This is a genomic window from Streptomyces sp. TG1A-8 (assembly GCF_030499535.1).
Taxonomy (GTDB): domain Bacteria; phylum Actinomycetota; class Actinomycetes; order Streptomycetales; family Streptomycetaceae; genus Streptomyces.
The window spans coordinates 4,534,302-4,547,006 of the sequence record NZ_JASTLB010000001.1 but is presented as its reverse complement, the minus strand read 5'-3'; the positions used below and the strand labels follow the sequence as shown (position 1 = coordinate 4,547,006).

Annotated in this window: 11 protein-coding genes and 1 tRNA gene; 8 read left to right on the top strand and 4 right to left on the bottom strand. The window is 75.3% G+C overall.

Going from position 1 to position 12,705, the window contains the following annotated elements; translation table 11 throughout:
* Positions 1–78 precede the first annotated feature (78 nt).
* Complete coding sequence (locus tag QQY24_RS19935) at positions 79–672, bottom strand: histidine phosphatase family protein (protein ID WP_301974048.1); 594 nt, start codon at positions 670–672, stop codon at positions 79–81.
* A gap of 216 nt (positions 673–888) precedes the next feature.
* On the opposite strand from QQY24_RS19935, the gene QQY24_RS19930 reads away from it, so the two are divergent.
* The 7 genes from QQY24_RS19930 to QQY24_RS19900 all read left to right on the top strand — a co-directional run bounded on the left by QQY24_RS19930 (position 889) and on the right by QQY24_RS19900 (position 7,155).
* Positions 889–1,842 (top strand): phosphatase PAP2 family protein, encoded by a 954-nt coding sequence (locus QQY24_RS19930; RefSeq protein ID WP_301974047.1) that lies wholly within the window; start codon positions 889–891, stop codon positions 1,840–1,842.
* 106 nt (positions 1,843–1,948) lie between these two features.
* The gene (locus tag QQY24_RS19925) at positions 1,949–2,968 is read left to right on the top strand and encodes a hypothetical protein (protein WP_367658050.1); all 1,020 of its coding nucleotides are present in this window, start codon (positions 1,949–1,951) and stop codon (positions 2,966–2,968) included.
* Positions 2,959–4,554 (top strand): hypothetical protein, encoded by a 1,596-nt coding sequence (locus QQY24_RS19920; RefSeq protein WP_301974046.1) that lies wholly within the window; start codon positions 2,959–2,961, stop codon positions 4,552–4,554. Before QQY24_RS19925 ends, QQY24_RS19920 begins: the two co-directional genes overlap by 10 nt.
* Positions 4,551–5,888, top strand: a complete 1,338-nt coding sequence (locus QQY24_RS19915) for an AAA family ATPase (protein ID WP_301974045.1) — start codon at positions 4,551–4,553, stop codon at positions 5,886–5,888. The genes QQY24_RS19920 and QQY24_RS19915 overlap by 4 nt, the downstream gene beginning before the upstream one ends.
* A gap of 128 nt (positions 5,889–6,016) precedes the next feature.
* Positions 6,017–6,388 carry a hypothetical protein gene (locus QQY24_RS19910; protein WP_301974044.1) on the top strand — a complete coding sequence of 124 codons (372 nt, stop codon included), beginning with the start codon at positions 6,017–6,019 and terminating at the stop codon, positions 6,386–6,388.
* Positions 6,389–6,503: 115 nt separating this feature from the next.
* On the top strand, positions 6,504–7,091 hold the full coding sequence (locus QQY24_RS19905) for a bifunctional DNA primase/polymerase (RefSeq protein WP_367658007.1): 588 nt from the start codon (positions 6,504–6,506) through the stop codon (positions 7,089–7,091).
* Positions 7,082–7,155, top strand: a tRNA-Lys gene (locus tag QQY24_RS19900). Before QQY24_RS19905 ends, QQY24_RS19900 begins: the two co-directional genes overlap by 10 nt.
* Positions 7,156–7,235: 80 nt before the next feature.
* Here the strand turns inward: QQY24_RS19900 and QQY24_RS19895 are convergent.
* Entirely contained in the window at positions 7,236–8,450 is a 1,215-nt protein-coding gene (locus tag QQY24_RS19895) for a M6 family metalloprotease domain-containing protein (RefSeq protein ID WP_301976295.1), read from the bottom strand.
* Positions 8,451–8,816: 366 nt separating this feature from the next.
* Between QQY24_RS19895 and QQY24_RS19890 the strand changes: the two genes are divergently transcribed.
* Entirely contained in the window at positions 8,817–10,622 is a 1,806-nt protein-coding gene (locus tag QQY24_RS19890) for a bifunctional diguanylate cyclase/phosphodiesterase (RefSeq protein WP_301974043.1), read from the top strand.
* Here the strand turns inward: QQY24_RS19890 and QQY24_RS19885 are convergent.
* Both QQY24_RS19885 and QQY24_RS19880 read right to left on the bottom strand, forming a co-directional pair.
* The gene (locus tag QQY24_RS19885) at positions 10,595–11,689 is read right to left on the bottom strand and encodes an LLM class flavin-dependent oxidoreductase (protein WP_301974042.1); all 1,095 of its coding nucleotides are present in this window, start codon (positions 11,687–11,689) and stop codon (positions 10,595–10,597) included. The genes QQY24_RS19890 and QQY24_RS19885 overlap by 28 nt on opposite strands.
* A 165-nt stretch (positions 11,690–11,854) precedes the next feature.
* The gene (locus QQY24_RS19880) at positions 11,855–12,595 is read right to left on the bottom strand and encodes a decarboxylase (RefSeq protein ID WP_301974041.1); all 741 of its coding nucleotides are present in this window, start codon (positions 12,593–12,595) and stop codon (positions 11,855–11,857) included.
* Positions 12,596–12,705 lie beyond the last annotated feature (110 nt).

Here is a 12,705-nt window from a genome sequence, read left to right as displayed (position 1 = left end):
CCCGAGTGCATCCGGTACGCGGGCGGCGCACCGCACCGGACGCGGCGGGCTTTCCGGCAGGCCCTTGCGGCCACAGCACTAGACCAGGTGCCCCAGGTCGTTCCAGCTCTCGACGGCCGGTTCGCCGTAGGCCCAGCCGAGCACGGACAGCGAGGTCGGGTTCAGGCGGAGCCGGGAGGCGAAGTCCAGGGGGAGGCCCAGCCAGCGGGCGCCGATCGAGCGCAGTATGTGGCCGTGGGCGAAGACCAGCACGTCACGGTCGGCCGACCGCGCCCACGCCACCACCTCGTCCGCGCGCGCGGCCACCTCGGCGAGGCCCTCGCCCCGGGGCACGCCGTCCCGCCAGATCAGCCACCCGGGCCGCACGGCCTGGATCTCGGCCGGCGTCATGCCCTCGTAGGCGCCGTAGTCCCACTCCACGAGCGCGTCCCAGGGCACGGCACGCGCGCCGAACCCGGCCAGTTCGCAGGTCTCGCGCGCGCGTGCCAGCGGGCTGGTGCGCACCTCCGCTCCCGGCAGTCCCTCCAGCGGGGCGCGGTGCAGCCGGTCGCCGAGCAGCTTGGCGCCGCGCCGGCCCTCCTCCAGGAGGGGGACGTCGGTCCTGCCGGTGTGCTTGCCGGACAGCGACCATTGCGTCTGTCCGTGCCGGGCCAGCAGGATGCGCGGTGCCATGGGTGACCTTTCCGGAAGGGTGTTACCGGGGGAACGCCGGTGAAACGGGAGGTGGGACGTTTCCATCATCGCTCACCGCGGCCGGCGGCAACCCGGGGGGCGGTTCCCGGCGTCTTCGAGGGCTGGAGCGCCCGTGTGGGGGCGATCCGGACACCGTAAAGTGGCACGGCGCGCCGGCCAGGGCGCGCCGTACCGCAGAAGGGGGAGGACGATCGGATGCCGCAGACCGAGACACCGGGCACCGAGGTGACCCCGCGCACCCGGCTTCGCTGGTGGACCGAGCTGCCGCTGATCCTGCTCGTCTACGCGTGCTACTCGGCCGGCCGGCTCCTCGCGCGCGGTGACGTCTCCTCCGCCGTGGACCACGGCCTGGCGCTCCTGCGGATCGAGGAGGCGCTGCACCTCAACGCCGAACACCCGCTGAACCGGCTGTTCACGCGCGAGCCGTGGCTCGGGGTACCGGCCGACTTCTGGTACGCGTCGCTGCACTACCTGATCACCCCGGCCCTCCTGGTCTGGCTCTTCCGGGCCCGCGCCGAGCACTACCGGGCGGCCCGCACCTGGCTGATGACGTCCACGTTCATCGGCCTGATCGGCTTCACCCTGCTGCCGACCTGCCCGCCCCGCCTGCTCCCCGCGGACCACGGCTTCGTCGACACGATGGCCCACTACAGCGCGTACGGCTGGTGGGGCAACCAGGCCAGCGCGCCGCGCGGTCTGGGCGGCATGACCAACCAGTACGCGGCGATGCCGAGCCTGCACGTGGGCTGGGCCCTGTGGTGCGGGATCATGCTGTGGCGGCACGGCGGCACGCGCCCGGCGAAGGCCGCGGGCGTGGCCTACCCGCTGCTGACCGCCGTCGTGGTCATGGGCACAGCGAACCACTACTTCCTGGACGCGGTCGCGGGCGTCGCCGTGATGGGCCTGGGCCTGCTGCTCGCGCCCGGGGTGCTGCGGGGCGCGGCACTGCTGCGGGCCCGTCCGGGACGCCCGGCCGGCGGTTCGCGGACCGTCGCGGCGGGCGCGGGTTCCCCCGATGTCACTGGCGGATGTCAGACTTCCGCGAGTGAGCGAATTCCACGGCAGCGCGAGTCACAGCTCAACACCGCGGCCGGACCGGACACTTCCCCGACCGACGCGGGCGGAGGGGCTCCGGCACCGGCTCGCTGAGCTGCGGGGTCCCGACGTGGCGGCCAGGGCCCTGGACGCGCGTGCCCTCGCGGCGCTCGCCGCGAACCCCGGGTGCCGCAGGCGGGCGATCCTGGACGGCGCCGGGGTGGACAAGGCGGCGCTGGCGAGCGCGCTGGGCGCGCCCTCCGGTTTCGGCCAGTCGCAGTTCGCGCTGACCCGGGGCAACGCGTTCGAGGCCAGGGTGAAGGCGGACGGCGGCGCGGAACTGCTGCGTCTCGCGCACTCCCGGCTCGACCCGGGCGCCGAGCCGCCCGCCGGGGCCGCCGTGCCGGACCTGTCCGCGCTCGGTCCCGAGGGGCGTGCGGCCCGTACGGCGCTGGCGCTGCGCGAGGCCGTGGAGACGGGCGGCTGGACGCTGCTGGACCATCCGATGCTGGCGCTGGACGTGGCCGGCTCGCTCGCGTTCCTGGAGCCGGACGCGGTGGTGGTGCACCCGGACGGCAGCTGGTCGGTCGTGGAGATCAAGTCCTTCCCGCTGCTGGACGGTTCCGCCGACCCGGCGAAGGTCGGCGCGGCGGCCCGGCAGGCGGCGGTGTACGTGCTGGCGCTGGAGGAGGTCGCCGCCCGGCTCGACCCCGCCCCCCGGGTACGGCACCGGGTGCTGCTGGTGTGCCCGAAGGACTTCTCCAACCTGCCCGCCGGCTCCGCGGTCGACGTGCGCAAGCAGCGCGCGGTCACCGCCCGCCAGCTGGCGCGGCTCACCCGCATCGAGGAGATCGCCGACACCCTGCCCGAGGGCACCTGCTTCGCGCCGGACCGGCCGCCCGGGGAACTGGCGGCGGCCGTCGAGGCGGTCCCGGCGGCCTACGCGCCAGAGTGCCTGTCCGCCTGCGAACTGGCCTTCCACTGCCGCGAACGCACCCACGCGGCCGGTGCCGTGACCGGTCTCGGCCGTCCGCTGCGCGCCGAGCTGGGCGGTCTGACCGCGGTCGGGGACGTCCTCGCGGCGGCCCGGGGCGAGACCGGCGACCCGGACGATCCGACGGTGGCGGCCCTGCGCCGGGCGGCGGCCCTGCGCGCGGAGGCGCTGGCCCACGCGCAGGCGCCCGCGGGCACGGAGGACGCGGAGGGCACGGAAGGCACGGAGGTGGCCCCTTGTCGCTGATCGACACCCTCGCCCGGCTGGAGGCCGCCAGCACCGGCCGGGCGCAGCCCGCCGCGACCGTCCGCCACCGCCACCTGTCCGGCCGCCCGCTGGTGTTCGTCCCGCTGACCACCGCCGGTGAGGCCGGCGCTCCGCTGGGCGCGCTGGTCGGCACCGACCGGGACGCCCCGCGCCTGCTGGTCGTGGCCCAGCCGCGCGACCGCGACCTGCGCTTCGCGTTCCTCGCCGACCTGGCCGACACCGTCCTGCCGTACATCGACGCGTACGCGGCGGACGTCGAGGCGGCCGCGCGCACCGGGACCGACCCGGAGACCGGCAAGCGGGTCAGGGTCGAGGCCGAGCTGTGCGCGGACGCGCCCCAGCTGATTGTGCCGAGCCGGGCGGGCCTGGACTTCGTACGGCTGCTCGGCCGCTCCATGCGGTTCCGCCGCACCGCCGAGCAGGACCCGCAGACGCCGTACCCGGCACCGCCCCGGGTGCCCCTGCTGGGCCGCTGGCTGACCCACTACGCGGAGCGGGCCCGCGTGCCCGGCTCCTCGCTGCTGCTGGCCCTCACCGACGTGCTGTCCCGGCACTGGGCGACCGGCCAGTCGGGGCTGGAGGACCAGCACCTGGGCGCACTGCTGGCCTGGATCGACCCGCCCGTGGACAGCACCGGCGCCGAGGCGGCGCGCCGGGCGGAACTGGCGCGCGACACCGAGGGCCAGTTGCTGTGCCCGCCGGCCGGCCCCGCCACCGACCCGGCGTTCGACAACAGGCTGCTGGCCCCGGCGATCGAGCGCTACGACCGCGCGCGCACCGCCCTCGCCGCCGCCGAGGACGCCCTGGAGGCGGACGACCGGCTGGCCGCCCTCACCGCCGCCGAGCAGCGCGTCCGCGAGCTGGTGGAGAGCCGCACCCGGCCCACCTGGGACGCGGTGTGGCGGGGCCTGGACCTGCTGCGGAAGCTGCCGCCGGGCGGGCACGTCGAGGAGCGGTGGACCCGGGACCGCTGGTCGTTCACCGGCCACCGCGACCGGGTGCTGGCCGGCGAGCCCCCGCAGCCGCGCCGCGACGACGCGGTGACGGCGGCGAACAAGCTGGCCACGCGCGAGCGGGAGCAGGCCCGGCTGGAGGCGCAGGAGGCCTTGGACGACCCGCTGGTGATGGCGGGGCGCCGGCTGGCCGGGGAGGCGTTCGTGGGCGAGGTGACCGACGTGGTGATGGCGTACGGCGAGGGCAGGCGGCCCAGCCCCCGCCCGCTGGTGACGGTCCGTACGCAGGACCGGCCGCACCTGGCGGAGCGGGCGAAGGTGTACCGCTCGCTGAACGGCAGGCCGCAGGCGGCGGAGTTCACCGGCTGCGAGGACGCCGCGGAGGGGCTGCTGGTGCTGCGGATCGTGGACAGGATGGGCCGGGGCAAGCAGCCGGAGGCCGGTTCGGTGCCGGAGAGGGGCGACCGGGTCTGCTTCACGCTGTTCGAGCACGAGCAGCGCGGCGGCGCGAAGCTGCCCGACCCGGAGGAGACCCCGTGGACGCACGGCGGCCCGCCCGGTGAGGCCGCGGGCGAGGCGCCCGACACCGTGACCGAGGAGGACGTCCTGTGACGAGCGCCGGCTTCGACCCCGGGGCCGCGGCCGCGCGCGCCACCGACGCAATCTTGCGGGACACGCTGCACGGCGGTGAGCGGGGCGTGGTGGTCGACTCCCCGCCCGGTGCCGGCAAGTCCACCCTGGTGGTCCGCGCGGCGCTGGAACTGGCCGGCGCCGGCCGTCCGCTGATGGTGGTGGCGCAGACCAACGCGCAGGTGGACGACCTGGTGCTGCGGCTCGCCGAGAAGGACCCGGAGCTGCCGGTGGGCCGGCTGCACAGCAGCGACGCCGACGCGTACGACAAGGCCCTGGACGGCCTGCCGAACGTCCGCCCGTCGGCGAGGGCGGCCGATCTGAGCGGCCTGCCGGTGGTGCTGTCCACGGCCGCGAAGTGGGCGCACGTGAAGGTGGACGAGCCGTGGCGGCACGCGATCGTCGACGAGGCGTACCAGATGCGTTCGGACTCCCTGCTGGCCGTGGCCGGCCTGTTCGAGCGGGCGCTGTTCGTGGGCGACCCGGGGCAGCTGGACCCGTTCGCGATCGTGGGCAGCGAGCAGTGGGCGGGCCTGTCCCACGACCCGTCGGCCTCGGCGGTCACCACGCTGCTCGCGCACAATCCGGACCTGCCGCAGCACCGCCTGCCGGTCTCCTGGCGCCTGCCGGCCTCCGCGGCCCCGCTGGTCTCGGCCGCCTTCTACCCGTACACCCCCTTCCGCAGCGGCACCGGACACGGCGACCGCCGCCTCACCTTCGCGGTCCGCTCCGACGGCTCCGGACCGGACCGGGTGATCGACGCGGCGGCGGAGTCCGGCTGGGGCCTGCTGGAGCTGCCCGCCCGGCACACCCCGCGCACGGACCCGGAGGCGGTGCGGGCGGTGGCGGCGGTGGTGCGGCGCCTGCTGGACCGCGGCGGCGCGGCGACCTCCGAGCGCTCACCGGACCCCGTGCCCCTCACCGCCGACCGCGTCGCCGTCGGCACGGCCCACCGGGACCAGGCGGCGGCGGTCCGCACGGCGCTGGCGGACCTCGGCGTGCCGGACGTGACGGTGGACACGGCGAACCGCCTGCAGGGCCGCGAGTACGACGTCACGGTCGTCCTCCACCCGCTCTCCGGCCGCCCCGACGCCACCGCCTTCCACCTGGAGACCGGCCGCCTGTGCGTCCTGGCCTCCCGCCACCGCCACGCCTGCATCGTGGTCTGCCGGGCGGGCGTCGGCGACCTCCTGGACGACTACCCGTCCACGGAACCGGTCCGGCTGGGAACGCTGGTGAAGTTCCCCGACGGCTGGGAGGCCAACCACGCGGTGCTGGCCCACCTGGAGGAACACCGGGTGACCTGGCGGCCCTGAGACCGGCGGGCGCCGGCGCGGGCCCGGCGGCCCGCGGGCCCCGAGTGCCTCTTGCGTCGGCGCGCGACAATGGACGGTGGCCCACCTGCAGGCGGTGCCGTTCGGACGTACGAGGAGGAGATCCAGACATGGCGGAGCCCACGCCGCGCCGGAACGAACCGCGGCTGCGCCCCGCGCCCCTGCTCTTCGAGCCCGCGGAGGCGGCCGCCGACCCCGAGCACTTCTTCGACCTGGAGTCGATCGAGGACCCCCGGGCGCTGCTGGCCCGGGCGACGGAGCTGGCGCAGGCGTTCCGCGCGGCGGCCGACCGGGCCGTGGAGTTCCAGGCCGTGGCGGCGGCCCAGCTCGCGGACCCGCGCCGGTTCGACCGGCTGACCACCGCGGACATCGCCGAGCGGGCGGAGTGGACCGAGGACTACGCCAAGAAGATGGTCGAGTTCGGGCGCGACCTGATGCGCGGGGCCGGCAGCGAGGGGCGGACCCCGGTCGATCCGGTGTAGGTCCGGCGCACCCGGCATATGCCAGGCGGGCAAGATACCCCCTCCCGCCCCCCACTGTCCCGGGTTCGCGCAACCCACCGGAACCGACCACTCACCGCGGGTACACCTGGACGGTATGAGCAGTACACCGAACGTCACGTCCGCCACCGCCGACGGCACCGCCTGGCTCGCCTCGGCAGGAACGTATCCGTGTAGCACGCTCGCCCTCTGGGAGGAGCGCCCGGACGCCCCCGTCGTCCTGCCCTGCGGCACCGTCTTCGACGTGGTGAGCGCCCCGGCGGCCTTCGGGCGCAGGATGCTGGCCCGGCTGTGGGGCGAGGGTCCGGGCTCCGGGCCGGTCGCGGAGTTCCGGGGCCGCACGCTGCTGTTCGCCGCCCCGGGCACGGCCCAGCGGCTGCCCTCGCTGCTGACCTGGGAGGAGTGGGGAGGCGCCCGGGGCAGCCGCACGCAGGCCGTGCCGCCGCTGCTGTGCCACGGCACGGGCGACGCGGTGACCGTCCCGCCCCTGGCCGGAAACGGCTCCCCCGCCCCGGGCGGCGGCTCCCGCTGGCTGGTCGCCCCGGACACCCGCCACCCCTGGCTGCCCGGTCCGGAGGTCGTCCTGTGGGCGGCCGTGCGGGCGGCCCGCGCGGCCGTGCGGATATCGATTTTTCCTCCCGCCGACCAGGGTGCTAAGGTCTACGACGTCAGCAGGCGCCGCTAGCTCAGTTGGTTAGAGCAGCTGACTCTTAATCAGCGGGTCCGGGGTTCGAGTCCCTGGCGGCGCACGCGAACAGGACGGCGGGTCGGTTTCGAAAGAATCCGGCCCGCCGTTCCCGTGTACGGGATCTTCCGCCGCCGTCCCCGCTCATCCGGTGACGCCGGGGATGATCTTCACCGTCCACGCCCCGGACCCCGTGCGCCCCTCCACCTCCACCCTCACGCCCTCGCCCGGCACGGTGAAGCTCTCGCCGGAGCCGACCGGGGCGTCGGCGAGGGGCGGGTAGACCGAGTTCTCCCAGCAGGCCTCGGTGCGCGGGTGGGCGTCCACCACCTCGATCGGGCCACCGCCGGACTCCGCGCCGGTGCGCACCCGGTACACCAGCACGCCCTGCCGGCAGGTCGCCCGGTCGTTCCCGGCCGGGCCGCGCGCCTCGAAGGCGAGCGCGCTGTCGGCGCCGGTGCGCACGACCGCCAGCTTCGTGCCGTTGCCGAGGCCGAACGCGGGGGCGCCCGCCGCGCCGCGCACCGGGACGCCCGGCCCGGCGGCCAGCGGCTCCAGGGTGAAACGGGTCGGCCCGGCCCCCCGCACGCACATCACCTGGCGCGGGTCCAGCCAGCCCAGCCTCCACCTGTGCCAGGCGAACAGGTCCGGGGAGAGGCCGAACTGGCTGCCCATCAGGTCCCAGTCGCCGACGAAGGTGTCCCAGTCCCCCTTGCCGTCGACCGGGCGGTGGTAGAGGTCGGGGAGGTCGAAGACGTGGCCGGTCTCGTGGGCGAGGACCAGGCGGTCCGGCGGATGCCTCTCGAACACCGTGACGACCCGCCGGACGTCGACGCCGTCCACGCGCAGGGGCGCGTCGAGGTTGACCACCTTCGTCGCGTCGGAGTCCACCCCGGGCGCGTCCGGGTCGGCCACGAAGTACACGACCTCGTAGCGGGAGAAGTCGACGTCCCCGTCGGCCGCCGCGAACGCGTCGCGCAGGTAGGCGGTCCGGTCCGCGAGGCTCCAGTCCCGCTGCATGGCGTACGACGTCGAGGGGCGCGGCATGCGCAGCCAGTGCGGCAGCGGGTGCGGGCGCAGCGTGAACCTGCCGTAGGAGGCCTGTTCGAAGAAGCGGCTGGTGGCCGGGAAGTGGTCGGCGACCAGCTCGGCGGGGGTGGTGCGCGGGGTGGCGTCCGGGAAGGACAGGAAGACCATGACGGCGTCGACCGCGCCGGTCGGGCGGGTGTACCCGGTGTTCCAGGTGTCCACGCCCTCGGAGTGGTGCGCCGCCGTCCGCCGCAGCGCGCAGGGGGCCGTCGAGAAGGAGTCGGCGGCCGACGGACCGGAGAGGATGGAGGTCGCGGCGAGCGCCGACATCGTGGTGAACACGGCGGCGGCACTGCGCAGCTTGGGCACGACGGGACCTCCGGATGCGGTACACGGGACACCACCTCCAGATTGTGGGTGTTTGTACCGCTTCGCCGTGTTCGCCTGAACCAGAAGGGTGAGTACGCCCGTTTGTGCGCCCGGTGCGCGCCGGCGGTCGCCGCCTCGGAACACTCACGGAACGTCACAACTGGTCGAGGGGTTGAAGAACCCGTCCAGGAGCGGGCAGAAACGATCTGTCAAAGTCGCCGGAAGGTCGGGGACACTGGATGACGGCTGGAAGGGTCACCGGCCAGCCTCTATGATCGGCACACTTTCCGGCACGGACAGGGATCGAGTGCACTGCGGGAGCGAGCGGTGAGCGGAACGTCCGAAGGGCCGACGCCCGCGGCAGACCTCGACCGGTCAGCCGTCACAGACAGTGATCACACCACCTACCACCGTGTCTTCACGACCGCCCCCCTCGCCATGGCCGTGGTGGACCGGGAGGGTCTGGTGGTCAGCGCCAACGGCGCCTTCGGCGAGCTGCTCGGCACCGGTGCGCCGGGGCTGGCCGGGCGGGCCGTCGCCGACCTGGTCGACCTGGCCTCCGACGCCCGCACCCGGCACGCCTACCGCGAGGTGCTCGGCGGTCGGCGGGCGCGGCTGCGCTGCACCCGCCGGCTCAAGCACCCCGAGGGGCAATCGTTGTGGGTGCAGGTCACCGTCGCCCCGCTGGCCGACGGCGGCCCCGGCGTGCTGGTGTCGGTGACCGACGTCAGCGCCCGGCGCGAACTCCAGGCGCGCCTGCGGCACCTGCAGATGCACGACCCGGTGACCCGGCTGCCCAACCGCACCCTGTTCTTCGAGCGCCTGGCGACCGCACTGGAGGCGGAGTCGTACGAGCGGGGCGGCACCGGGCGGATCGGCCTGTGCTACCTCGACCTGGACGGCTTCAAGGCCGTCAACGACACCCTGGGCCACCGCGTCGGCGACCGGCTGCTCGCGGCCGTCGGCGAACGGCTGACCCAGGTCGCCGAGGCAACGGGGTACGCCCGTGCCGGCACCCCGCTGGTGGCCCGCCTCGGCGGTGACGAGTTCGCCCTGCTGGTCGAGCACTCCACCGGCACCGACCAGCTCGCCGACCTCGCCGAGTCCGCGCTGAAGGCCCTGCGGGAGCCCTTCGACCTGTCCGGGCAGCGGCTGTCGCTGACCGCGTCCATCGGGGTCGTCGAGCGGCGCGCGGCCGGGACGACCGCCACCGGGCTCATGCAGGCCGCCGACACCACCCTGTACTGGGCGAAGGCCGACGGCAGGGCCCGCTGGACGCTGTTCGACCCCGAGCGCAACGCCCACCGCATGACCCGCCAGGCACTGTCCTCCGCCCTGCGCCCCGCCGTCGAGCGCGGTGAATTCGTCCTGGAGTACCAGCCGTTGGTGGGCATGGGGGACGGACGGCTGGCCGGTGTCGAGGCGTTGGTGCGCTGGAACCACCCGCAGTTCGGCACCCTCACGCCGAATCGGTTCATCGGACTGGCCGAGGAGGACGGTTCGATCGTGCAGCTCGGCCGCTGGGCGCTGGGCACCGCCTGCCGGCAGGCCCGCCGCTGGCAGCTGGACCACCCCGGCGAGCCGCCGATCTTCGTCAGCGTGAACGTGGCCGTGCGCCAGGTGTGGGACTCCGACCTGGTGGCCGACGTGGCCCAGACCCTCGCCGAGACCGGGCTCGCCCCGCACCTGCTCCAGCTGGAGCTGACCGAGTCGGCCGTCATGGGCTCGGTCGGCCGGCCCCTGCAGACCCTGCAGGCCCTCAGCGACATGGGGGTGCGCATCGCCATCGACGACTTCGGCACCGGTTACTCGAACCTGGCCTACCTGAGCCGGCTGCCGGTGTCGGTGCTGAAGCTGGACGGCTCCTTCGTGCGCGGCTTCCAGTACGAGGGCGAGCAGAAGGCGGCCGCCGCCAACCCGGCGGACGAGGTGATCGTGGAGGCGATGGTCCAGCTGGCCCACCGCCTGGGGCTCACCGTCACCGCGGAGTGCGTGGAGACCTCGGCGCAGGCCAGCCGGCTGCGCCGGATCGGCTGCGACACCGGGCAGGGCTGGCTGTACTCGCGCCCGGTGCCGCCGGAGCGCATCTCCGAACTGCTCGGCACTCAGCCCTGCGCGGTGGGCAACCCGTAGGCGTCCGCGATCAACTGGTAGGAGCGCAGCCGCAGCCCGCCGCGGTGCGCGTGCGAGGTGAGCATCAGCTCGTCGGCGCCGGTGCGCTTGTGGAGGTCGTCCAGGCCGGAGCGGACCTCGTCGGCCGTGCCGTGCACGATGTTGGTGGTCCAGGAGGCGATGAACTCCTCCTCCATCGGGCTGAACTCGTGCCTCTCCGCCTCGTCGGGGTCGGGGAAGAGGCCGGGGCGGCCTGTGCGCAGCCGGAGCATGTTCAGCGCCATCGCGCGCGTCTGCCGGCGGGCCTCGCGCTCGTCGTCCGTGGCGAGCGTGGAGACGCCGATGAGGGCGTACGGCTCGGCGAGGACCTCGGAGGGCCGGAAGGCCTGCCGGTACAGGTCCAGGGCCGGGAGGGTGTTCTGCGCGGAGAAGTGGTGCGCGAAGGCGAAGGGCAGGCCGAGCACACCGGCCAGGCGGGCGCTGAACCCGGAGGAGCCGAGCAGCCAGACCGGCGGGCGGTGCGCGGACTGCACGCCGCCCGGGGCGCTGCCCTGCACCGGTCCCGGGATCGCGTGGATGCGCCGGTAGCGGTGCCCGTCGGGGAAGTCGTCGTCCAGGAAGCGGATCAGCTCGGCGAGCTGCTGCGGGAAGTCGTCGGCGCCCTCGTTCAGGGTGTCGGTCCGGCGCAGCGCGGCGGCCGTGGCCCCGTCCGTGCCCGGCGCCCGGCCGAGGCCGAGGTCGATCCGGCCCGGGGCCAGCGCCTCCAGCGTGCCGAACTGCTCCGCGATCACCAGGGGGGCGTGGTTGGGCAGCATGACGCCGCCCGAGCCGAGCCGGATGCGGTCGGTGTGGGCGGCGAGGTGGGCGAGGATCACGGCGGGCGAGGAGGAGGCGACGCCCGGCATGGAGTGGTGCTCGGCCACCCAGTACCGGTGGAACCCGCGCGCCTCGGCGAGCCGGGACAGCTCCACACTGGTGCGCAGGGCGTCGGTGGCGGTACTGCCCGCGCCGACGGTCACCAGGTCGAGTACGGAGAGGGGGACGGGGGCGGTGCCGCGCGCCGTGCCCCGGATCTCGTCTGCCGACACGGTGCGTGCCTCCTGTGGTCCGGCCGTGAACTGTTCTGTCCGCACCAACAGGAAGGGGTCCGCGCCTATTCCCCGCGGGCCCCTCCCCGTGCTCCCCGCGGCGTCCCTCCCGGTGACCGGGGACGAGGGGCGCGGGGGCGCGGCACCCGGGGCGGGACCCGGTCCTCACGCCCGCCCCGGCCGCTCCCGGGTGAACAGCGCGCCGAGCGAGGGGGCGTTCACCCGCCGGTCGGCCAGCCGCAGTCCCTCCCACACGGTCACCTGGTTGCCCGTGAGCACCGGCTTGGACAGCGCCCCCTCCAGCACCGGCAGGTACGCGGCCGTCGGCAGCGCCGTGTCCGGCACCACCACGGCCTGCGCGCCGGGACCGTCCGCCGCCCGCACCATCGCCAGCGCCCCCGCCTCCCCCCACGCCTCCCCCCACACCCCGGCCCTGACCCCGGCCCCGGCCCCGGCCACCGCGGCGTCACCGGCCGAGTGCACTCCGGTCACCTCCAGGCCCGCGGCCCGCAGGAAGTCCGCGAACAGCGCGGCCCGCTCCTTGGGGAAGGCGGTCGCCACGGCGACCCGCCGTACGCCGAGCGCCCGGGCCGCGTGCACGAACGCCAACGACGTCGAGGAGGCCGGCATCCCGGCCAGCCGGGCCAGCGTCCGCACCTGGCGACGGGCCTCCTGCCAGCCGTGGACGAAGCCTGCGCCCGCCCACACCACCGTCTCGGCCCCGGCCAGCCGCAGCTCCTCGACGCCGGGGGCGAGCCGCCCGGCGAAGTCCGCCCCGCCGGGCACGTCCCCACCGGTCCCGGTGTGGACCAGGTCCACCCGGACGTCGCTGCCCAGCAGTTGCTCGATGCGCGGGTAGTCGTCCTCGCCCGAGTGGCCCGGCCGGAGGATTCCGAGTGCGGTCATGTCGCCCTTCCCCCTCGTCCTGCGTCGCGTCCGGCGGACGGGCCGGGCGGGCGGGGCGTCCTCCGGCGGCGCCCGTCACGGCCCGCCGTCCGGGTACCCCGTCGGCGCGT